Origin of the sequence: Rhodoferax sp. (assembly GCF_044236835.1) — a bacterium.
Classification (GTDB): domain Bacteria; phylum Pseudomonadota; class Gammaproteobacteria; order Burkholderiales; family Burkholderiaceae_C; genus Allorhodoferax.
In genome coordinates this window covers 1-20,585 of record NZ_JBIIGC010000017.1, presented here as the reverse complement: position 1 = coordinate 20,585, position 20,585 = coordinate 1, and the positions used below count along the sequence as shown (strand labels likewise).

21 protein-coding genes, 1 tRNA gene and 1 pseudogene are annotated in these 20,585 nt (G+C 62.5%); 9 read left to right on the top strand and 14 right to left on the bottom strand.

Annotated elements, in window-relative coordinates; genetic code table 11:
- Positions 1 to 8 precede the first annotated feature (8 nt).
- From ACILRC_RS12125 to ftsY, 3 genes are read right to left on the bottom strand one after another with little or no spacing between them, the layout of a single operon-like run.
- Positions 9 to 686, bottom strand: coding sequence for an alpha/beta hydrolase (locus ACILRC_RS12125; protein ID WP_395669628.1), 678 nt, complete (start codon positions 684 to 686; stop codon positions 9 to 11).
- Between the two features lie 26 nt (positions 687 to 712).
- Positions 713 to 1,921 carry an ABC transporter substrate-binding protein gene (locus tag ACILRC_RS12120; protein WP_395669627.1) on the bottom strand — a complete coding sequence of 403 codons (1,209 nt, stop codon included), beginning with the start codon at positions 1,919 to 1,921 and terminating at the stop codon, positions 713 to 715.
- A 28-nt stretch (positions 1,922 to 1,949) separates the two neighbouring features.
- The gene (ftsY, locus tag ACILRC_RS12115; RefSeq protein ID WP_395669626.1) at positions 1,950 to 2,942 is read right to left on the bottom strand and encodes a signal recognition particle-docking protein FtsY; all 993 of its coding nucleotides are present in this window, start codon (positions 2,940 to 2,942) and stop codon (positions 1,950 to 1,952) included.
- Positions 2,943 to 3,040: 98 nt separating this feature from the next.
- Between ftsY and ACILRC_RS12110 the strand changes: the two genes are divergently transcribed.
- The 5 genes from ACILRC_RS12110 to ACILRC_RS12090 all read left to right on the top strand — a co-directional run bounded on the left by ACILRC_RS12110 (position 3,041) and on the right by ACILRC_RS12090 (position 7,421).
- Complete coding sequence (locus ACILRC_RS12110) at positions 3,041 to 4,486, top strand: M16 family metallopeptidase (protein WP_395669625.1); 1,446 nt, start codon at positions 3,041 to 3,043, stop codon at positions 4,484 to 4,486.
- A 200-nt stretch (positions 4,487 to 4,686) separates the two neighbouring features.
- Complete coding sequence (locus ACILRC_RS12105) at positions 4,687 to 5,964, top strand: M16 family metallopeptidase (RefSeq protein ID WP_395669662.1); 1,278 nt, start codon at positions 4,687 to 4,689, stop codon at positions 5,962 to 5,964.
- Between the two features lie 16 nt (positions 5,965 to 5,980).
- The gene (gene rsmD, locus ACILRC_RS12100; protein ID WP_395669624.1) at positions 5,981 to 6,574 is read left to right on the top strand and encodes a 16S rRNA (guanine(966)-N(2))-methyltransferase RsmD; all 594 of its coding nucleotides are present in this window, start codon (positions 5,981 to 5,983) and stop codon (positions 6,572 to 6,574) included.
- A 42-nt stretch (positions 6,575 to 6,616) separates the two neighbouring features.
- Positions 6,617 to 7,123: a pantetheine-phosphate adenylyltransferase gene (coaD, locus tag ACILRC_RS12095; protein ID WP_395669623.1), complete on the top strand. Its 507-nt coding sequence runs from the start codon at positions 6,617 to 6,619 to the stop codon at positions 7,121 to 7,123.
- A gap of 25 nt (positions 7,124 to 7,148) precedes the next feature.
- On the top strand, positions 7,149 to 7,421 hold the full coding sequence (locus tag ACILRC_RS12090) for a YfhL family 4Fe-4S dicluster ferredoxin (RefSeq protein WP_395669622.1): 273 nt from the start codon (positions 7,149 to 7,151) through the stop codon (positions 7,419 to 7,421).
- Between the two features lie 12 nt (positions 7,422 to 7,433).
- Here the strand turns inward: ACILRC_RS12090 and ACILRC_RS12085 are convergent, their stop codons facing one another.
- The 8 genes and pseudogenes from ACILRC_RS12085 to ACILRC_RS12050 form a co-directional block, all read right to left on the bottom strand.
- The gene (locus ACILRC_RS12085) at positions 7,434 to 7,898 is read right to left on the bottom strand and encodes a hypothetical protein (RefSeq protein WP_395669621.1); all 465 of its coding nucleotides are present in this window, start codon (positions 7,896 to 7,898) and stop codon (positions 7,434 to 7,436) included.
- A 129-nt stretch (positions 7,899 to 8,027) separates the two neighbouring features.
- Positions 8,028 to 8,651, bottom strand: a pseudogene (gene pth, locus ACILRC_RS12080) (aminoacyl-tRNA hydrolase); the annotation flags it as partial.
- A gap of 82 nt (positions 8,652 to 8,733) precedes the next feature.
- Positions 8,734 to 9,396: a 50S ribosomal protein L25/general stress protein Ctc gene (locus tag ACILRC_RS12075; protein WP_395669620.1), complete on the bottom strand. Its 663-nt coding sequence runs from the start codon at positions 9,394 to 9,396 to the stop codon at positions 8,734 to 8,736.
- A gap of 109 nt (positions 9,397 to 9,505) precedes the next feature.
- On the bottom strand, positions 9,506 to 10,483 hold the full coding sequence (locus ACILRC_RS12070) for a ribose-phosphate pyrophosphokinase (RefSeq protein ID WP_395669619.1): 978 nt from the start codon (positions 10,481 to 10,483) through the stop codon (positions 9,506 to 9,508).
- 77 nt (positions 10,484 to 10,560) lie between these two features.
- Positions 10,561 to 10,637 (bottom strand) — tRNA-Gln (locus ACILRC_RS12065).
- Positions 10,638 to 10,669: 32 nt separating this feature from the next.
- Positions 10,670 to 11,515 (bottom strand): 4-(cytidine 5'-diphospho)-2-C-methyl-D-erythritol kinase, encoded by an 846-nt coding sequence (gene ispE, locus ACILRC_RS12060; protein WP_395669618.1) that lies wholly within the window; start codon positions 11,513 to 11,515, stop codon positions 10,670 to 10,672.
- A gap of 38 nt (positions 11,516 to 11,553) precedes the next feature.
- A complete protein-coding gene (locus tag ACILRC_RS12055; protein ID WP_395669617.1) occupies positions 11,554 to 11,958 on the bottom strand; it encodes a lipoprotein insertase outer membrane protein LolB in 405 nt (134 codons plus the stop codon).
- A gap of 145 nt (positions 11,959 to 12,103) precedes the next feature.
- A complete protein-coding gene (locus ACILRC_RS12050) occupies positions 12,104 to 13,840 on the bottom strand; it encodes a tetratricopeptide repeat protein (protein WP_395669616.1) in 1,737 nt (578 codons plus the stop codon).
- 29 nt (positions 13,841 to 13,869) lie between these two features.
- On the opposite strand from ACILRC_RS12050, the gene mutM reads away from it, so the two are divergent.
- Together mutM and mutY are read left to right on the top strand one after the other, a co-directional pair.
- Positions 13,870 to 14,685 (top strand): bifunctional DNA-formamidopyrimidine glycosylase/DNA-(apurinic or apyrimidinic site) lyase, encoded by an 816-nt coding sequence (gene mutM / locus ACILRC_RS12045; RefSeq protein WP_395669615.1) that lies wholly within the window; start codon positions 13,870 to 13,872, stop codon positions 14,683 to 14,685.
- A complete protein-coding gene (gene mutY, locus ACILRC_RS12040) occupies positions 14,682 to 15,761 on the top strand; it encodes an A/G-specific adenine glycosylase (RefSeq protein ID WP_395669614.1) in 1,080 nt (359 codons plus the stop codon). Before mutM ends, mutY begins: the two co-directional genes overlap by 4 nt.
- Here the strand turns inward: mutY and rapZ are convergent.
- The 3 genes from rapZ to ACILRC_RS12025 are packed head-to-tail and all read right to left on the bottom strand — an operon-like array spanning position 15,758 to position 19,219.
- Positions 15,758 to 16,660 carry an RNase adapter RapZ gene (gene rapZ, locus ACILRC_RS12035; RefSeq protein WP_395669613.1) on the bottom strand — a complete coding sequence of 301 codons (903 nt, stop codon included), beginning with the start codon at positions 16,658 to 16,660 and terminating at the stop codon, positions 15,758 to 15,760. The genes mutY and rapZ overlap by 4 nt on opposite strands.
- Positions 16,661 to 16,663: 3 nt before the next feature.
- Positions 16,664 to 18,313, bottom strand: a complete 1,650-nt coding sequence (gene recN / locus ACILRC_RS12030; protein ID WP_395669612.1) for a DNA repair protein RecN — start codon at positions 18,311 to 18,313, stop codon at positions 16,664 to 16,666.
- 3 nt (positions 18,314 to 18,316) lie between these two features.
- Complete coding sequence (locus ACILRC_RS12025) at positions 18,317 to 19,219, bottom strand: NAD kinase (RefSeq protein ID WP_395669611.1); 903 nt, start codon at positions 19,217 to 19,219, stop codon at positions 18,317 to 18,319.
- Between ACILRC_RS12025 and ACILRC_RS12020 the strand changes: the two genes are divergently transcribed.
- Both ACILRC_RS12020 and ACILRC_RS12015 read left to right on the top strand, forming a co-directional pair.
- On the top strand, positions 19,213 to 19,617 hold the full coding sequence (locus tag ACILRC_RS12020) for a hypothetical protein (RefSeq protein ID WP_395669610.1): 405 nt from the start codon (positions 19,213 to 19,215) through the stop codon (positions 19,615 to 19,617). The genes ACILRC_RS12025 and ACILRC_RS12020 overlap by 7 nt on opposite strands.
- Before the next feature lie 153 nt (positions 19,618 to 19,770).
- On the top strand, positions 19,771 to 20,295 hold the full coding sequence (locus tag ACILRC_RS12015) for a recombinase family protein (protein ID WP_395669609.1): 525 nt from the start codon (positions 19,771 to 19,773) through the stop codon (positions 20,293 to 20,295).
- The last annotated feature ends 290 nt before the right edge of the window (positions 20,296 to 20,585 follow it).

The window sequence follows — 20,585 nt, the reverse complement described above, 5'->3', positions numbered from 1 at the left end:
TGGAGGTCTCAGCTGGCGGCGTTGCCCAGCTGTCGGCGCAGAAATGCCGAGATGTCGGCAACCTCGCGTGGGTGCACGCTGTGCGGCATGGGGTAGGTGTGCCATTGCACCGGGTGGCCGAGCGAGGCCAGCAGGTTGCGTGAGTCTTCGGCACGGGCCATGACCACCACCGGATCGGTGGTGCCATGGGCCATGAAGATGGGGGTTTGCAGGTTGGGCGTGGTCCGTTCGTTGGCAAAACGGTCGGCCAGCGGCAGGTAGCCCGACAAGGCCACGATGCCCGCCAGCCGGTGCTGGCAGCGCAATCCGGTGTGCAGTGCCATGGCGCAGCCCTGGCTGAAACCCGCCAGCACGATGTGCCCCGGGGCGACGCCGCGTTCGATTTCGCGCTCAATCAACGCCTGGATGGCCTGCTCGGAGTTGGCAATGCCCTTGGCGTCTTGCTGGCTCACCAAGTCGGTGCCAAAGATGTCGTACCAGGCGGGCATGCGGTAGCCGCCGTTGATGGTGACAGGCATGGATGGCGCGTGTGGAAACACGAACCGGATCGGCGGGCAGCCGGCCAAATCCAACTCGGGCACCAGGCCAGCGAAGTCGTTTCCGTCAGCGCCCAGCCCGTGCATCCAGATGACGCTGGCGCTGGGGTGGGGCGCGGTTTCTATCTCTATACAGGGCAGCAAGGACATGGTGGGGGACGTATGAAAGTTGGGGATCAGGTGCCGTAGCGTTGCAGCCACGCTTGCTCTAGCGGCGACACCCAACTGGCGTGGGGCTCGGGAATGGCGGGCGCGCTTTGCACCACCTGGCCAGGGGCGGGGCGGGCGTTAAAGAGCGCTTGCTCCGCAGCAGGCAGGCGTTGCGTGTCGAGCACCGTCGGGTCGCCCCAGACAGCGATGTCGGCCTTGCGCGCCTGCGCTTCTGGGCTGAGCAAGAAGTCGGTAAACAGTATCGCGCCCTCTTTGGCGCGTGCGTTGAAAGGCACAGCCACAAAGTGGGTGTTGCCGATGGTGCCGCCCGAGAACTGGTAGGCCACGACGCTGGTTGACAGGCGCTTGGCGGCGATTTCATTGGCCACTTCATTGGGGTTGAAGGTCAGCGCCCACAGCAGTTCGCCGTCGGCGAGCATCTGTCGCATCGCGGCGGCGCTGGCTGCAAATTGCCGTCCCTTGCGCCAGAGGTGGGGGTGCAGCGCGTCCAGGTAGTTCCACAAGGCAGGGGTGGCGCTGGCAAATGCCGCCTGGCTATGCGGTTGGTAGAGCGGCGCACGGTCTTTGTTGAGGTCGAGCAGGAGCTGCTTGAGGAAAGTGGTGCCATGGAAGTCGGGTGGGCGCGGGTAGGTCACGCGCCCGGGGTTGGCCGTAGCAAAGGCCTGCAACTCGGCAAGGTCGTTGGGCGGTTTGGGGACGCGCTTGCTGTCGGCCATGAAGGTGAGCTGCGCCATGCCCCAGGGCACTTCCATGCCATCGACCGGCACGGCAAAGTCCACCAAGGTGGTGGGCTTGCCGACGGTGTCCACCAAGGCGTAGTGGCGCAATGAAGCGTTGAGCGGGCCGTGCAGTAAGCCTTCGCGCTTCATCGCAGCAAAGTTCTCGCCGTTGATCCACACCAAGTCGACCGATCCGCTTTGTGCCAGCGCCTTTTCGTTGCGCACCCTTTTGACCACATCGGCGGCGTCGCTTACCTTGACATGCTCGACCCGCACGCCATGGCGTTGCAGCACCTGCGCTGCGGCCCATTGGATGTAGCGGTTGATAGCGTCGCTGCCGCCCCAGGCGTTGAAGTAAACCGTTTGGCCGCGTGCCTTGGTGGCCAAGGTGTCCCACGCGGGAAGGTTGGCAGGCTGCGCGGCGCCGGTCAGGTGTGCGCCTGCCAAGCTGGTGCCAGCCAGGGCCAGCAGGTTGCGTCGTGTGATCAATTTCATGGGGTGCTATCAAAACGATGAGTGGGGGTCATGCCAGCAGCGCCTGGGCAAACTCGCGCGCATTGAAGGTCTGCAACTCCTCCAGCTTTTCGCCGACGCCAATGAAGTACACCGGCACCGGCCGCTCGCGCGCAATCGCCGCCAGCACGCCTCCCTTGGCTGTGCCGTCGAGCTTGGTGACGATCAGCCCGGTCAGTCCGATCGCGTCGTCAAATGCCTTCACCTGGGCCAGCGCGTTTTGGCCGGTGTTGCCGTCGATCACCAGCAGCACCTCGTGCGGTGCGGTGGCGTCGGCCTTTTGCACCACGCGTTTGATTTTCTTGAGCTCTTCCATCAGGTGCAGTTGGGTCGGTAGCCGCCCTGCGGTGTCCACCAGCACCACGTCCACCTGCCGCGCCTTGCCAGCGCTGACGGCATCGAATGCGACCGCCGCTGGGTCTGCGCCGTCTTGGCTAATGATCTCCACAGTGTTGCGGTCCGCCCAGACTGAGAGCTGCTCTCGCGCGGCCGCGCGAAAGGTGTCGGCAGCGGCCAGCAGCACGCGCGAGCCACTCTGTGCCAGGTGGTGCGTGAGCTTGCCAATGGAGGTGGTTTTGCCTGCGCCATTGACGCCCGCCACCAAAATGACCGTGGTCGTCTGAGGACCGACATGCAGCGGCTTTTGCAGTGGCGTTAGCAGTTCAGTCAGGCTGGCGGTCAACAGGTTTTTCAGTGCTATGGGGTGGGTCACGCCGGCTGCCTTGGCTTTCTTGCGTACATCGGCCACCAGTTGCGTGGTGGCCGCGACGCCAGCGTCGGCCATCAGCAGCGCGCTCTCCAGGTCTTCGTACAAAGCCTCGTCGATCCTCGAGCCGCCAAACACGCCCGAGATGCTGGAGGCGGTTTTGCCCAGGCCGGCCTTCAGCCGATCCAGCCATTTTTGCCGTCCTGATGGCTCCTCCACCAACGGCGCCACCTCAATCGGCGCCGAAAGGGCGCTGCCGATCAGGCTGGTGCTGGCCTGGTCCGAAGCGTGCTGCATGGACCCGCCGGGACGCTCCGGCAAAGCGCTCGGTGGCGCGGGTCTTTTGGACTTGAGGAAGCTGAACATGGGTGCGGTCAATAGAATCACTGCATTCTATGAAACAGCGTTTTTTCTCATTGCCGCAGGCGGTGCCCCAATGGCTTTGGGCCTTGGCTTTGTGGCTGTTGGGTTGGTGCTGGGTCGCCCCGGCGCAGGCACAGGGCGCCGCCGCCCAGCAGTTCACCCTGCGCAACGGCATGTCCCTGATCGTGCAGCCCGACCACCGCGCGCCCACTGCTGTGCACATGCTGTGGGTGCGCGTGGGCGCGATGGACGAGGTGGATGGCACCTCTGGCGTGGCCCATGTGCTAGAGCACATGCTGTTCAAGGGCACACCCACGGTGCCTGCCGGCGAGTTTTCGCGCAAAGTGGCCGCTCTGGGCGGACGCGAAAACGCATTTACCAGCCGGGACTTCACCGGCTACTTTCAACAAATCCCGGCCGAGCGCCTCGAAGACGTGATGCGTCTGGAGTCGGACCGCTTTGCCAACAACCAGTGGAGCGACGCCGAGTTCCGCAAAGAACTCGAAGTGGTCAAAGAAGAACGCCGTTTGCGCACTGAAGACAGCCCACGCGCGCGCTTGCATGAGTCCCTCGATGCCGCCATCTGGCAGGCCTCGCCCTACCGCCGTCCCATCGTGGGCTGGATGAGCGATCTGGACGCCATGCAGCCCGACGATGCGCGTGCCTTCTACCAACGCTGGTACACGCCAGGCAATGCGGTGGTGGTAGTGGCCGGCGATGTCGACGTGGCGGCAGTGCGTGCCTTGGCGGACAAGTACTACGGTGGCATTGCGCCGCGCGCTTTGCCTGATCGCAAGCCACGCACCGAGCCTGCGCAACAGGGCATGCGTCGCATCGAGCTCAAGGCCCCGGCCGAGCAGGCGTATGTGGTCTTGTCCTTCAAAACGCCGTCGTTCCAAGCGGCCGCGCTCGACGCCAGCCAGACCGATTCTGCAAGTGACGACGCGCTGGCCTTGACGGTACTGGCAGCGGTGCTCAGCGGTTACGACAACGCCCGCTTGGATCGGGCACTGACCCAAACCGCCGACCATGTGGCTGACAGCGCGGGTGCGTACTGCGGCCTGGTTTCGCGCGGCCCGCAGGTGTGTACGCTGTATGCGGTACCTGCCAGCGGCAAATCTGCCACGCAGGTGGAAGCCGCCTTGCGTGCACAAGTGGCTGTGCTGGCTAAAGAGGGCGTGCCGCCAGCCGAGCTGCAGCGGGTGAAAAACCAGTGGGTTGCCAGTGAGGTCTACAAGCGCGACAGCGTTTTCAACCAGGCGCGCATCTTGGCAACCCATTGGATCAATGGCTTTCCCTTGGACGCCGACGCCCGCTTGATCGTGCGGCTGCGTGCGGTGACGTCAGAGCAAATCCAGTCGGTGGCTGCACGCTACTTCACAGACGACGGCCTGACTGTGGCCACCTTGTTGCCTCAGCCGATGGAACCTGGCCGCACGCGACCGCCGCGCGCCGCACCTGCGGGTGTGCGCCACTAGTTAGGCGCCAATCGACGCAAGCCACGATGTCACGCACTTCCCTCACTATGCAGTCCCGGTTCTTGAACAATGACACCCCTGCCAACGCAGCGCCCGGTGCGCAGTTGCAAGCGCAGCGCAAGCTTGCGTTTGGCACCGCGCAGGCTTTGCGTTGGGCTGCACTTCGTGCCGTGCAGACCGCTTTGCTTGGGGCTGCTGCAATGTCGACCGCGTGGGCCGGAATTCCTATTTTGGCGTGGACCCAGGCGTCGGGCGCGCAGGTGTTTTTGGTCCACAGCCCGGCCATTCCGATGGTGGATGTGCAAATCGACTTCGACGCTGGCGCCCGACGCGACCCCGCCGACAAGCCCGGACTGGCCAACCTGACGGCCTCGGCCACTGCCTACGGCGTGTTGCCCAGCGCCGACGCGCCCGCCCTGGACGAAAACGCGCTGAGCGATGCCTGGGCCGACTTGGGCGCTTCGTTTGGCGGCAGTGCCAGCGCCGACCGCATGACTTTTTCCCTGCGCTCCTTAACTGAGCCCGACGTGCTGCAGCGCGCCGTGGCGCTGGCGGCGCGCCAACTCGGCCAGCCAGCCTTCCCCGAGGGGCCGTGGCTGCGCGACCGCCCCAAGCTGATCGCCGCGCGCAAAGAAGCCAACACCCGCGCAGCTACCGTGGCCGCGCGCGCATTTGCCCAGGCGGTCTATAGCGGCCACCCCTATGGCTTGGAGACCACCGACGAGAGCCTACAGCGCATCTCTGTGGCCGATCTGCGTGCCTTGCATGCCAGCGCCTTGGCGCCTTGCGCCGCCAAGGTCAGCATCGTGGGCGACCTCAACCGCGCGCAAGCCGATGCCTTGGTGCAGACCTTGCTGGCGCGGCTACCGGCGCGCCGCTGTGCCGCCTTGGCGCCGGTAGCCGAGGTGGCGCCCCTGCCCGCTGCGGTGGAGCAGCGCATACCGTTTGCGTCAGCCCAGGCGCATGTGCTTGTTGGCCAGCCCGGCTTCAAACGCAACTCCGGTGATTTCTTTGCCCTCACCGTTGGCAACCACATCCTGGGCGGCGGCGGTTTTGGATCGCGCTTGACGGAAGAGGTGCGCGAGAAGCGTGGCCTGACCTACAGCGTCTACAGCTTCTTCGCGCCGGGCCTGCATGCCGGTGCCTTCACCATCGGTTTGCAAACCCGCCCTGATCAGGCGCAGCAAGCGCTAGACCTTGTGCGCGATGTGCTGCAGCGCTTCGTCACTGAGGGTCCCACCGAGGCCGAGTTACAAGCAGCCAAAGCCAACCTTATAGGCGGCTTTCCGCTGCGCTTGGATAGCAACCGCAAGCTGCTCGACAACGTAGCCAACATTGCTTGGAACGGCTTGCCGCTGGACTACCTGGACACCTGGACTGCGCAGGTGGATAAGCTCACCACCGCCGATGTGCGCAATGCCCTGGCCCGCACTTTGCAGCCCCAAAAGATGGTGACTGTGGTGCTCGGTGCACCCTGAGTTGGCGCTTGGTGCAATGTCTGTCCGCACTGTTAAGCCCCGCGCCACTTTGGCCCACGAGGTGCGCATCATCGGTGGGCTGTGGAAGCGCACCAAACTCAAAGTGGCTGACAAACCTGGTTTGCGTCCGACCCCCGACCGGGTGCGTGAAACCCTGTTCAATTGGCTCGGCCAGGATCTGACAGGTTGGCGGTGTTTGGACGCGTTTGCCGGCTCCGGTGCGCTGGGTTTGGAGGCCGCCTCGCGTGCAGCCGCGGCAGTGACTTTGGTGGAGCAGGACGCCGCATTGGTGGCCCAGCTCAAACAAACGCAAGAGCAGTTGCAGGCCACCACGGTGACGGTAGTGCGGGGCGACGGCGTGGCCCTGCTGCGCCAGGCCGCACCGGCCAGCCTGGATCTGGTGTTCTTGGACCCGCCGTTTGACGCACCTTTGCTCGAGCCCGCACTGGCTGCCTGCTCCCGCGTGCTGTCTGCTGCTGGCCGTGTGTACCTGGAGTCGTCAACGCGGTGGACGGGTGCGGTGCTAGAGCCATTGGGCTGGACGGTCCACCGCTACCTCAAAGCTGGCGCAGTGCACGCGCATTTGTTGGTGCGCACTGTCGCCGGATAATGCCATGCACAGATTGTCGAATCTGCTTTCGCTGGAGCCCGCATGACCTACGCAGTGACCGCCGTTTTCCCAGGTACCTTTGACCCCATCACGCTGGGCCACCAGGACCTGATCCAGCGCAGTGCGCGGCTGTTTTCCAAAGTCATCGTGGCGGTGGCAGTGGCGCACCACAAGAAAACCTTGTTCACCCTCGACGAGCGCCTGGCGGCGGTGCGCGCGGTGGTGGCGCCATGGCCGCAGGTGCAGGTTGAGCCGTTTACCGGACTGGTCACCGAGTTCGCCCAGTTGCATGGCGCGCAGGCCATGGTGCGGGGGGTTCGCTCGGTAACCGACTTTGATTACGAGAACCAGCTTGCGGGTATGAACCGTGTTCTCAAGCCGCAGATCGATACGGTGCTATTGACGCCCGATGCGCGCTTTCAAAGCGTCTCTAGCACCCTGGTTCGCGAGATCGCGAACCTCAATGGCGATGTGAGTGCCTGGGTGGCTCCGTCCGTGCTTGCGCTGTTGCGCGACAAACTGGGTGCGCCGCCGAGCGCATCCGCCTAGATCCACCCAACCGGAGTCTCGATCCATGGCCCTGACCATTACCGACGAGTGCATTAACTGCGACGTGTGCGAGCCGGAATGCCCCAACGAGGCCATCTTCATGGGCATCGAGATCTACCAGATTGACCCGCACAAATGCACGGAATGCGTGGGCCACTTCGACGAGCCTCAATGCGTTCAAGTGTGCCCAGTGGCCTGTATCCCGGTCAATCCCGAGCATGTGGAAGACCAAGAAACCCTGTGGCAAAAGTACCGCAGGCTGCAAGCCCAGAACAACACGAGCTCGCAACCCCACTGAGCGACGAGCCGGTTACTTGTTGACCACCGACTTGGCGACAAAAGGCTTGGCCTTGTCTTGTTCTGACTTTTTGTTGCGTTGGGCTTTGCCTGAGGAATTGTGGTGGTTCGCTGTGCCTACTGCCTTGTCGTTCGCCGCATCCTCCGAAGCGGCCATGCGGTCTGAAGGCTTCTTGCGACCCGACACTTCCTTGCGTCCTGGATCGAGCTTGCGCAGCGCCGTCGCTTGGTCTGCGCGTCTTTCAGCTTGCAGTCGCGCCTTTTCCATGGCCGCTGCGGTGCGCGCGTTGTCGGCGATGGCCCGGTCGGCAGCAGCCTTCTGGTCTGGGCTGCGCGGGTCATCGGCAGCAAGTTCCACCGCGCCTTCGCACGGGGTTTGGCTGTAGGAGTTCCCGCAGCGGTATACCTTGGCGGCAAGGGCTGTCGGTCCGCAGGCTAAGGCCAGCAGAAGCAAGAGCAAATGCGTACCTTGTGCCATGGATTAAGTGCGCAATGCCGTGACGCTTCCGGCGTTGTCGCTCATCTGTGGTGTCATCTGCACTGCAGGTTGCGGCGCAACCGATTGCGCAGTTGGTGGGGTCATATCTTTCGCGGTTTTTGTTGGGTTTTGCGGCGTAGCTTCAGGTGTGGTTGGGGGCCGTGGTGGTTTGGGACGCGGCGGCTTATTGGTATGAATCAGCATGGTGGCCCGGTCCATCTCGCCGGCCAGTAAGTGGGGCAGCGCCTTGAGACTGCGCGCGATGGATTGATCGATGGCAATGCGGTCGTCGGAAGAGGGCTTCTTGAGCACCCAGTGCACCACCTCGGCCTTGTTGCCTGGGTGGCCAATGCCCAGCCGCAAGCGCCAGTACGCGTCGGTACCCAATTGCGCGTGGATGTCGCGCAAGCCGTTGTGCCCAGCGTGGCTGCCGCCCAGTTTGAGCTTGGCCTCGCCGGGTGCGATGTCAAGTTCATCATGTGCCACCAAGATTTCGTTCGGCGCAATCTTGAAAAAGCACGCCAGCGCCGCTACCGATTTTCCCGATGCATTCATGAAGGTTTGGGGCGCAAGCAACCAGACCGTGTTGCCTTGGACGCTGCAACGCGCCATTTGTGCCCAGTAGCTTCGGTCCACCACCAGCCGTGTCTTGCACTCCGCGGCCAGCGCATCAAGCCACCAAAAGCCCGCGTTGTGGCGGGTGTGGTCGTACTCGGCGCCTGGGTTGCCCAAGCCGACAAAAAGTTTGATCATGCAAACATGGTACGGTAATTGGCAGAACCTACAAACGACAACGGCCCACTTGAGTGGGCCGTTGGTTCAGGGCAAAACTGGCTTACTTCTTGGCTGCCGGTTTGGCTGCGGGCTTAGCGGCTGGCTTGGCACCTGCCTTCGCGGCCGGTGCTGCTGCACCTTCGGCTGCTGGGGCTTCTGCAGCACCCGCCACCGCCACCACCGACACCACCACCGGGTTGCTCTTGCCGTGGGTCACAGCCGTCACGCCCTTGGGCAAAGTGATGTCTGCCAGGTGCAGCGACTTGCCTTTTTTCAGGCCACTGAGATCCACCGCGATGAACTCAGGCAGGTCCTTGGGCAGGCACAGCACGTCGATTTCGGTCATGACGTGGTTGGCAATGCAACCATCGGTCTTCACGGCAGGCGACAACTCATCGCCGCTGAAATGCAATGGCACTTTCATGTGCAACTTGGTGTTCTCGTCCACGCGCTGGAAGTCGATGTGCAGGATCAGCTGCTTGAAGGGGTGCATCTGCAAATCACGCAGCAACACTTTGTGTTCCTGTCCGGCGAGTTCCATGTCCAGCACCGAGGCGTGGAATGCCTCTTTTTTGATGGCATGCCACAGCGCGTTGTGGTCCAGTTCGATCAACTTGGGCTCGCCGGCTCCACCGTAAACGATGCCTGGCGTGCGACCTGTGCTGCGCAGACGGCGGCTCGCACCCGTACCCTGCTTGGCGCGCTCGAAAGCGACAAATTTCATAGCAATCTCCTAGAGAAGCCCACCGCGACCAGTGTGGCTCCGGTTTAACAAAGGCCCCAAGCGCTGCACACGGCAGCAGGGGCCCACTTTTTGTCTCGATCAAGAAGGATTAAAAAAGATTTTCCTGGTCGGAGAACAAACTCATGACCGACTCACCCTTAGCGATGCGCTGGATGGTTTCGGCAATCAGTGGCGCCACAGTGAGTTGGCGAATTCTTGGGCAGTGCGTAGCCGCGGCGCTCAGTGGAATGGTGTTGGTGACCACCACCTCGTCGAGCGCCCCGCCATTGGAGATGCGCTCGATGGCCGGGCCGGAAAAAATCGGGTGGGTGCAGTAGGCGTACACCTTCTTGGCGCCGCGCTCTTTCAGCACCTCGGCAGCTTTAACCAAGGTGCCGGCGGTGTCGATCATGTCGTCCATGATGACGCAGTTGCGGTTCTCGATTTCTCCGATCACATGCATGACTTCACTGACGTTGGCCCGGGGACGACGCTTGTCGATGATGGCCAAATCGCAATTGAGTTGCTTTGCCAAGGCGCGTGCCCGCACCACGCCTCCCACATCGGGGGATACCACGATCAGGTCGTCGTAGTTCTTTTGGCGCAAATCCCCCAGTAGAACTGGCGAGGCATAGATGTTGTCTACCGGGATGTCAAAAAAGCCCTGGATCTGGTCTGCATGCAAGTCCATGGTCAGCACCCGTGCCACGCCCACTGCCTGGAGCATATTGGCCACCACTTTGGCGGTGATGGGGACGCGTGTCGAGCGTGGGCGGCGGTCTTGCCGCGCGTAGCCGAAGTAGGGGATGACGGCGCTAATGCGTTCGGCGGACGCACGCTTGAGCGCATCGACCATGATCAGCAGTTCCATCAAATTTTCGTTGGTGGGCGCGCAAGTGCTTTGCACCACGAAGACGTCGCGGGCCCGTACGTTTTGGTTGATCTCCACGGTGACCTCACCGTCAGAGAAGCGCCCCACCGTTGCAGAACCTAGGGAGATACCCAAGTGGCGCGCGATTTCCGAGGCCATTCCGGGGTTGGCGTTGCCGGTAAACACCATGAAATCGGGAGGGGTGGGTGCCTGCATTCGGATTCCAGCGAAAAGTGTTGGCCTACATCGAAACGTTGCACGACCTCATGCCAGTGTCCTACTGACCGAGGATTTGGCAGGGGAGGAAGGATTCGAACCTTCGCATGCTGGAATCAAAATCCAGTGCCTTAACCAACTTGGCGACTCCCCTACACGGGTGAACAGCACACAGCTGCCCACCGATCAATCGTCGCTGGAAGCCCAGTCCCACAAGGGGTGCACTTCCAAACTACCGCATAACCTCGTCTGAAACGTCGCAGGCGCCGTATTCAGGTCTACGCTGTGCAAGGCCCGGGCGAAAACCGCGCTTCCAGAACCGGTCATCCGACCCTGCAGACCGACCGAGGCGAGCCAGTCGAGCGCTTGGGTTACGCCAGGACACAGGGTTTGGGCCACTGCTTGCAAGTCGTTTCGGCCAAAACCGAAAGCGTCTTCAACGAAGCCCGAAAGTATAGCAGGCTCAGAATCGCGCTTGAGTAGGGGGCTGCTGAAAATTGCTTTGGTGTCCAAGCCCTGGTCGGGCTTGACCACCACCAAGTGCGCCATAGGTACCGCAATGGGTTGTAGGATGTCGCCAATCCCCTCCACCCACGCATTGCGTCCACACAAAAAGAACGGCACGTCGGCGCCCAAAGCCAAGCCGATTTTTTGCAGCGCGCCCAAGGGCAGGTTCAGCCCCCAGAGGCGGTTGAGCGCCAACAGCGTACTGGCCGCGTCGGAAGATCCCCCACCCATGCCGGCTTGTGCAGGAACCGACTTGCTCACCCCAATATGCACCCCCAAGTCGCACTGCGTGTATTGCTGCAAGGCGTGGGCGGCCCGGGTGCACAGATCATCCGGTGGAAGTTCCCAAGTGAGGTCCTCGCGCGAGATCTGGCCATCGCGGCGCAGCGTGAAGTGCAGCGTATCGGCCCAGTCAATCAGCAGAAAGACCGACTGCAGCAGGTGGTAGCCGTCGGATCGCCTGCCAGTGATGTGCAAAAACAGGTTGAGCTTGGCCGGCGCGGGCACATCGTAAAGCGTCTGCATGGGCTGATTATCTTGTGTGGGCTGGCGAGCGCTGCGGGTTAGCGATCAAGCAGCAACGTGATCTCTGCTTGCAAGTCGCTACCTTGGCGCGTTGCATGGATGCGCCCGTTTTCGAATTGGCCTAGGTCCACCGACCAGCCCGGTGCAGCTGCGGGTGACCCGTTGAGCCAGGCGAACAAAGCCTCTACCGGTATATCGACCCCGGTGGCTCGGCGCAGCAGTGCTGGAAGGGATTCAAATGGCTGCGGCGCGCCACCCGTATTCAAGACCGCCGTGCGCTCTGTCCAGTCCAAGGTGGCCAGCGTGGTTCCCAAGGGAGTGCTGAGCAACAACTGACCGGCACTGGCTTGGCCGCGCAACACAAACTGGGCGGACAGCGCGCTGCGTTCTGGATAGGACACTGTCACGCCCAGGCGCCCCTGCCATTGCTGCCCCGTGTCCATAGAGGTGACTCTGGCGGTCGACTGGACTGCACACCCAGCCAGCAGCAAGGCAAAGGACAACACAACGGCAGTGACTCTCAACATGGTGACTGCCTCGCATACGACCCAGCTGCGCGGCGAGCCACGCGCCCACTGCGTGCACACCTCACGGCCTTCTGAGGCGTTCCATGGTCTCGCGCAGTACTTCATTGGCGGGATTGAGTTCTAGCCCTTGCTTCCAAACCGCTTGGGCCTGCTCGGTACGTCCCATTACCCACAGCACCTCTCCGAGGTGCGCTGCGATCTCGGCGTCGGGCTGGTTGCGAAAAGCCTCTTGCAGCAGGCGCAAAGCTTCCGTGAGGTTGCCACTGCGAAACTCCACCCATCCTAGGCTGTCGACGATGTAGGGCTCGTTGGGTGCGTACTCCAGCGCTTTTTGAATCAGTTGACGCGCCTCTGGGAGGCGCAGGTTGCGGTCGGCCAAGGAATAACCCAAGGCGTTGTACGCATTGTGGTAAGTGGGGTGGCTGGCGATCAGTTGGCGCAGCAGGCGCTCCATCTCGTCAGGTCGCCCCAGTTTCTCGGCCGCGGTGGCCAACTCATAGAGCAGGTCCGGATCTTGCGGGGAGGCGGCAAGCGCCGATTGGAGAGTGTCATAGACCGCTTGGTACTGTTTGGCCTGGCGCAGCAACTGGACTTCGGCATTGATTTTTTCCCGAGCGTCTTGGGGTTCCCGCTCTGGGATGGCGCGAATCAGTGCGCGTGCCTGGTCTAACTTGCCTTGCTTGGCCAGCAGGGCGGCCCGTCGGTTTTGCAGTCGCGCCGGGTCTTGGGTCGCCGGTACCGCATCAAGTACGCGCAGTGCCTCTTCCAAATCGCCCTTGGACTCAGCGATTTGCGACAGGAGCACCGCCGCCTGGGCCCGACCACGCGCCTGGCCATTGGACGTGGCCAAGGTGGTGTAACGCTGCAACGAGGCTTGGGCGTCGTCGAGTTTTTTGCTTTGGAATTCCAGCGATCCGCGAAGTAGCCAACCTTCGGGGTAGGTGGGCGCCTCGTTGGTAAGAATTTCCAGTTGTGTGCTTGCATCGGCATAGCGCTGGGCTTCTAGCAAGCGGCGTGCATAGCCCATGCGTACGTCGGAGCCGACTTGGCGGGTCTGCAGGTATGCAAGCACCAGCGCCTCGGCGCCGGGCGACTTGGCATCCATCAAGGAGAGCGCAAGCAACACGGGCTCGGGCGCCGAAGGCGTGCGCGCGGCGCCTGCTTTGGCCGCTGCCAGTGCGCCTTCAGAGTTGCCGGCGGCCAGGCGCAAGGCACCCACTCCCGCCCACGCCGCACCTGCGGTGGCGGGTTGATTCAGTTCGCCCGAGAGCGCTTGTGCTGCCACGGTGACAGCGAGTTGCTTGTCGCTGGCGCGTCCGATCAGCCGCCCAAGCAGGTTGATGGTGGCGACCTTCTCATCGGCCGGTACCGCAGCAAGCAAGCGCTTGGCTGGAGCTGCAACATTCACAAGCCGGTTGAGCCCCAGCAGAATCTGTAGCTCATAGCGCGCGGCGTCGGCCGAGGTGGGGTGGGCAGTGGACCAGGCTTGTGCCGCTTGCAAGGCGGAGTCGCCTGCGCGAGCGCGCAGGGCTATGTTGACGGTGCGCTCGTAGAGCGCGGGGGAGCGCGTGGTACGGGCTGCATCGAGCATCAAGGAATAAGCCGAAGCGAGGTCGCCGCTTTGCGCGCTGAGTTCGCCGACCAGGATGTTGTAAAACAGTGTGGCTGAAAGTTCAGAGTTTGCCGGTTGGGTGGCTTGTGACAGCGCTGGCAAAGGGCACACGCCCCATATGGCGGCCGCAAGAACGAGGGGTACAAGCCGCTGGGGTTGTGTCATCTGGCCATAATAATCCATCATGATTTCCCCTGATGTCCCGCGCCGCTGCGATGCCTGAATTACCCGAAGTTGAGGTCACTCGACGCAGTTTTGCCGACGCGATTGCCGGGGCCACAGTGTGTGCGGTGCGCTTGGGCAAGCCCCTGCGCTGGCCGCTGGGCGTAACCGCTGAAGCGCTGGTCGGCCGTGTGGTTCAAGGCGTGCGGCGCCGAGGCAAGTACCTGTTGCTCGACTTCGATGACGGGTTGCTGCTGTTGCACTTGGGCATGTCGGGCAGCCTCGGCTTTAGGCCTGAGCCGCCCAGCCCGGGTCCGCACGATCATTTTGATATGCACACCACCCGCGGCACCCTGCGCCTGAACGACCCGCGCCGCTTTGGCGCCGTGGTGTACGCAAGCTCTGAAGGGGACCCCGTCGCTCGCAAGTTGCTTGGGCACTTGGGCATGGAGCCGCTGGACGCAGCCTTTGACGCACTGCGCCTGCATCGCGGACTGACCCAACGCAGCGCACCCATCAAGCAGGTGCTGCTGGCAGGCGATGTGGTGGTGGGTGTGGGCAACATCTATGCGTCCGAGGCCTTGTTTCTCGCTGGCATCCGGCCCACGGTCCGGGCCAACTGCATCAGCCGTGTGCGGGTGCAGGCGCTGCACGCAGCCATTTGCGACGTGCTCTCGCGTGCGGTTCAAAAGGGCGGCAGCACGCTGCGCGACTTCTCCAATGCCAACGGCGAGGCTGGCTATTTTCAGCTGGAGGCCATGGTCTATGGCCGCCAAGGCGAACCCTGCCGCCGGTGCGGCACGCCAATCAAGTTGCTGCGCCAAGGTCAGCGGGCTACGTACTATTGCCCCCAGTGCCAGAAGCGATGACGACACCCCACTCTAAGCGCCCCGCCACCCCCGGCACAGTTGCAGCTTTGGACGGCTTCGCGCAAGAGGTGGTGGCGTGGCAGCGGCTGCATGGTCGCAACGACCTGCCCTGGCAGGCTACGCAGGATCCCTATGCGGTGTGGCTCTCGGAAATCATGCTGCAGCAAACCCAAGTGGTCACTGCCAAGGATTACTTTCGCCGCTTCATTGCACGTTACCCCACAGTGCACGCGTTGGCTGCGGCCCCTCTGGACGACGTACTGGGTTTGTGGAGTGGCTTGGGCTACTACACCCGTGCCCGCAATCTGCATGCCTGCGCAATAGCGGTGGTGGGTTTGCATGGTGGTGTGTTTCCACGGGATGCGAACACGCTGGAAACGCTGCCCGGCATCGGCCGCTCCACTGCAGCGGCGATTGCCTCGCTGTGCTTTGGCGACCGCGTGGCCATTTTGGATGCCAACGTCAAACGGGTGCTCACCCGGGTGTTGGGTTTCGATGCAGATCTAGCGCTGGCAGCCAACGAGCGCGCACTCTGGCAACTCGCCAACAGCTTGGTGTCGGACACCAGCGTGGAGGTGGACATGCCGCGCTACACCCAGGGCATGATGGATTTGGGTGCCACCTTGTGCACGCCCAAGAACCCCCGGTGCGGCGACTGTCCGGTGCGTGCGTGTTGCAAGGGACTTAGCACCGGGGCGCCCGAACGTTATCCGGTGCGCAGCCGCAAGCTTAAGCGCAGCAGCCAGTCGCTGTGGTTGTTGTGGGCGCAAGCCGCTGATGGCGCGGTATACCTTGCCAAACGCCCCACGCCCGGCGTTTGGGCCGCCTTGTATTGCCTGCCCCTGTTTGACTCCGAGTTAGCGCTGCACCACGCGGTGCCGCAGGCGCTGCAGGGCCAACTGAAGCCGTTGCCGGTGCTGCTCCATGTGCTGACGCACAAAGACCTGCATCTGCACCCTTGGCTTCTGCCGGTGCCCGATGCCATTTCGCTTTGGGGCGATGGTCGCTGGGTGGCCGCTAGTGCGTGGCCTGGGTTGGGCCTGCCAGCGCCTATTCGCAAAATGCTGACTGCTTAGCCGAGCTGCGCGATAGCGTCGAGCTCGCGGTGGCGGCGCAGGGTGACCCAATCGCTGTTGAAATGCTGTGCGAGTTTCTCCACCAGGTACACCGATCGGTGCTGTCCTCCGGTGCAGCCTATTGCGACGGTCACATAGCTGCGGTGGTCGCGCTCCATGTTGGGCAGCCAGGCGCTCAGAAACGTCGTGATCTCTTGCTGCATGCGCAGCACATCGGCTTGCGTTTGCAAAAACGCGGCGACGGGCGCGTCCCGCCCGGTGAGGCTTTTCAGCGCGGGCTCGTAATGCGGGTTGGGCAGCATGCGCACATCGAACATGAAGTCGGCGTCGGTGGGCACCCCGCGCTTGAAGGCGAAGGACTCGAACACCAGCGTCATGTGCTTGCCCGGCGTAGACACCAGCGCCTTGACATAGCCCTGCAGTTGCGCAGGGCGGATCATGCTGGAGTCGATGACATGTGCCTGCTCGCGCAGGGCGGCCAGCAACTCGCGCTCCAGTTCGATGGCATCGATCAAGGCGCGGCGCGCCTCGGGCTGGCCGGGCAGGGAGTCGCTTTGCGACAGCGGGTGTTTACGCCGTGTTTCGGAGTACCTGCGCACCAGGGTATCGGTGGTGGCATCGAGGAACAAGGGCTTCACGATCACGCCGCGCGTGCGCAGGGCATCGAGCAGCTGCGGCACCTGGGGCAGCGACGTGGCACTGCGCACATCCATCGCGATAGCCAGCCGCAGCGCCTTGTGCTTGGACTCGAGCTTGACAAATGGCAGCAGCAACTCAGGCGGCAAGTTGTCCACACAATAAAAGCCGGCGTCCTCCAGCGCATGCAGTGCCACCGATTTGCCGGAACCCGACATACCGGTGATCAGCACCATCTCCATCGGGGTGGGGGTGGTCGCCATGTGCTAATTTGCGCCTTGCAGCATTTCGCGGGCGTGCGCCATCGTTGTCTCAGAGAGCTTTTCGCCGCCCAGCATGCGGGCGATTTCGCCCACCCTTTGTGCGCCTTCCACCACGCTGACCGAGCTGGTGGTTGCCTCGCCTTGGCGTTGCTTGGAGACCAGCAAATGGTGGTCGGCGCAAGCTGCCACTTGGGGCAGGTGAGTGACCGCCAGCACCTGGCGGTCGGCGCCGAGTTGCTGCATCAGCCGGCCCACGGTGTGGGCCACGGCGCCACCCACGCCGGAGTCCACCTCGTCAAAGACCAGGGTTTGTGTGGTGCCAAGCTGACTGGTGGTGACGGCAATTGCCAAAGCAATGCGTGAAAGCTCTCCGCCCGAGGCCACCTTGCCCACTGGGCGCGGCGTGCTGCCCGCGTGCCCGGCCACCAAAAACTGGACGTCTTCCAGACCGCTTTGTGTGGGCTGCTCCAGCGGTTCGAGCGCAACGACAAACTGGCCGCCTTGCATGCCCAAGCCTTGCATTGCTGCAGTGATCTGCTGGGCCAAACGCGGAGCGGCTTGCGACCGCTGGCGCGACAGTACCTGCGCTTGCGCCACCAGGGCCGCATGGGCCTTGCGCTCGGCGCGCTTCAAGCCGTCCAGGTCGGCAGCGGCGTCCAACTGCGCCAGCCGGCCGCGCCATTGCGCGAGCAGCGCAGGCAGGTCTTCGGGCGGACATTTGTAGCGGCGCGCCAGCGCGATCCACTGCGTGATGCGGGCGTCCAGTTCAGCCAGCCGCTCGGGGTCGAGTTCGGTGCGCCGGGTGTAGCCACGCAAGGTGTGCGCCACGTCTTCAAGTTGCGCAATGCTGGAGCCGATCAACTCCAGCGGGTTGCCAAATTCGGGCTCCAGATGGGATTGACCTTGCAATGCATGCAGGGCTGCGTGGAGCTGTTGCAATGCATTGGTTTCAGTCTGGTCGAGCAATTCCAGCGCCTGGTGCGCGGCATCGAGCAGCGCCTGGCCGTTGGCCAAACGGCTGTGGCTGGTATTGAGATCAGGCCACTCGTGGGGCTGGGGTGCGAGTTTGTCGACCTCGGCAATTTGCCACAGCAGCCGCTCGCGCTCGTGCTGCAGTTGTTCTTGTGCTTCGGTGGCGGTCTGCAATGCGCTTTGGGCCTGTCGCCAGCTCGTCCACAACGCGTTCAGCGAGGCGGTCGACACTTGCGCGTAGGCATCGAGCAGGCCACGTACCGCATCGGGCCGCGTTAGGCTTTGCCAGGCGTGTTGGCCGTGGATGTCGAGCAGGTGTTCGCCCAGGCTGCGCAGTTGCTGGGCGGTGGCCGGGCTGCCATTGACCCAGGCGCGGCTCTTTCCCTGCTGATCGACACTGCGGCGCAGTAGCAAGGTCTCGCCACCTTCAAAACCTGCGTCTTCCAAGAGCGCCGTGACGCTGTTCGGCGTATCGAACTCGGCGCTGATCTCGGTGCGGCTTGCGCCTTCGCGGATGACGCCGGTGTCAGCGCGTGCGCCGGTGACCAGTTGCAAGGCGTCTACCAAAATCGATTTGCCCGCACCGGTTTCGCCGGTGAGCACCGTGAAGCCGTCTTGAAAATCCAACTCGAGCGTGCTGACGATGACGAAGTCACGCAAGCCCATGCGTCTGAGTGCCATGGCCTATGCAACCCCCTCGTTCCAGTGCATTTTTTGGCGCAGCGTGTCGAAGTAAGTCCAGCCCTTGGGGTGCAAAAACCGGACCTGGTGCTGGGAGCGTTTGACCACGATGCGGTCACCGTGCAACAAGGAGGCTAGGCTTTGCATGTCGAAGCTGGCGCTGGCGTCGCGGCCGGAAACGATTTCTATCGCGATCTCGGAAGCGTTGGACAGCACGATGGGCCGGTTGGACAGCGTGTGCGGCGCAATCGGCGCCATCACCCAGCCGTCAATCGCTGGGTGTAGCACCGGTCCGCCCGCCGAGAGTGCGTAGGCGGTGGAGCCGGTCGGGGTGGCGATGATCAGTCCGTCGGCACGCTGGTTGGCCACAAAATGCCCGTCCACCTCCACCCGCAGTTCCACCATGCCGGAAGTGGCACCACGGTTGACCACCACGTCGTTCATCGCCAGCGCGCTAAACACCACCTCGCCGTCGCGTTCCACACGGCCTTGCATCAGGCTGCGGGCCTCTTCTTCATAGATCCCGCGTAGCATCGGCCCCAAGGTGTTTTGGTAGTCGTCAAACGGGATGTCGGTCATGAAGCCCAAGCGCCCTTGATTGATACCGATCAGCGGAACCTTGTACTGCGCCAGCTGCCGGCCAATGCCCAGCATGGTGCCGTCGCCACCCACCACCAACGCCAGATCGCAATGGGAACCAATCTGGGCCACGTCCATGGCGGTATAGCGCGCCATGCCCATGTTGGCGGCGGTGTCAGCCTCCAGCACCACATCGCACCCCTGGTCCATCAGGTAGTGCGCAATCGCGTCCAAGCCCTGCCGCGAGGCCGCGCCCGAAGTGCCAGAACCGGTGGACTGGTACTTGCCTATCAGAGCCACCTGGTGGAAATGGTTGCGCGATGTCATTGATTAATTACATCACTAAAGTGCCGATTCTTGGCACGTTCCCCTCTGTGTTTTTCAAGAAGTGGGGCTACCTGCCGCGCATGCATTTGGTTGCTGCCCGCGTTGGCTATGGTCAAGGCGCGATAGTTGCAGAGCGGTGGACGTATCGCGGCGACGACCAGCATAAGGCCTACGACACGCGCCAAGTTTTCACAGCGGATTGGCCGCATGGTGTGTTTTGTGAGCTTCCGCCTGTGGTCGAGGTGCGCCCCATGAGCATCGTCCAACGCATCGTTAAAGCCTTCCAGCCTCGCAAAAAGCCTGCGCCAAAACCGAAGCTGCCGATGGTTGCTCAGCTTCAAAAACTGCCACCTGACAAGCGCATTCAGTTCATGCGTTTATCGGGGATGTGCGATTGAAGAAGCCCGGTTTTTTTAACGATAAGCAATAGGCCTCACTGCGTCTACAAAAGGTCCTGATTGCCCCGAGGGGGCAATGTGGCGAAGCCTAGACAACTTCCCCATGGTCTGTATTTCGGCGCTCGATAGGCTTAGCACAGGGAGAAAAAGAACATGCTGATTGGTTACGCTCGCGTCTCAACAACCGACCAAGATTGCGCGTTGCAAATTGACGCACTCACAAGTGCCGGCGTCACCACCATTTACCGCGAGTCGGGTTCCGGCGTCGGCCCGCGTCCGCAGTTGCGGCTGGCGTTGTCGAAAATGAAACCCACGGACGTTCTCACCGTTTGGAAGATCGACCGAGTTGCGAGGTCGCTAAGCGATTTGCTCGCCATCCTCGCCCAGCTCAAGGCCTCAGGCGCTGCCGTCCGTTCACTCACGGAGCCCATCGACACTACAACGCCGCTAGGTGAGTTCACTTTCCAAATTCTCGGAGCAGCAGCCCAGCTAGAGCGCTCCATCATTCGCGAGCGCGTCATGGCTGGGCAAGCGGCTGCAAGATGCGCGACACCATCCATTGGGCAGAACGTCGCGGGCGCTGGCTCTCTGCCAACTATTGAACATTGCGCCGCACCGCTCGCCGTTGCTGCGGGGCGTGAATGCGGGTGTTGGGATCTGAGTCTTTGCAAAGGGTGAAAAACCGTGCCCAATACAAGTAAGCATTTTCGGTTTGAAGGCTGTATTGAAGGTGCCGAATGCGCTTTCTGAGTTGGCCAAGCAACCGAACGGAGTGCAAAACGGGAGCGGCGACTTTGTCAGATTCAATCTACCTGTACATTAAAAAATTACAGTGCTGTAATGACCTGCCCCCAATCCCCGTACCAATCTAAATTCCAGAAGTCCGTGGTTTGCAAGGTTAACTGAACTGCGTATCTGTCTTGCTCTTGGGAACTGCATCGCCAGTTAACTGGCGATGCAGTGCGGCA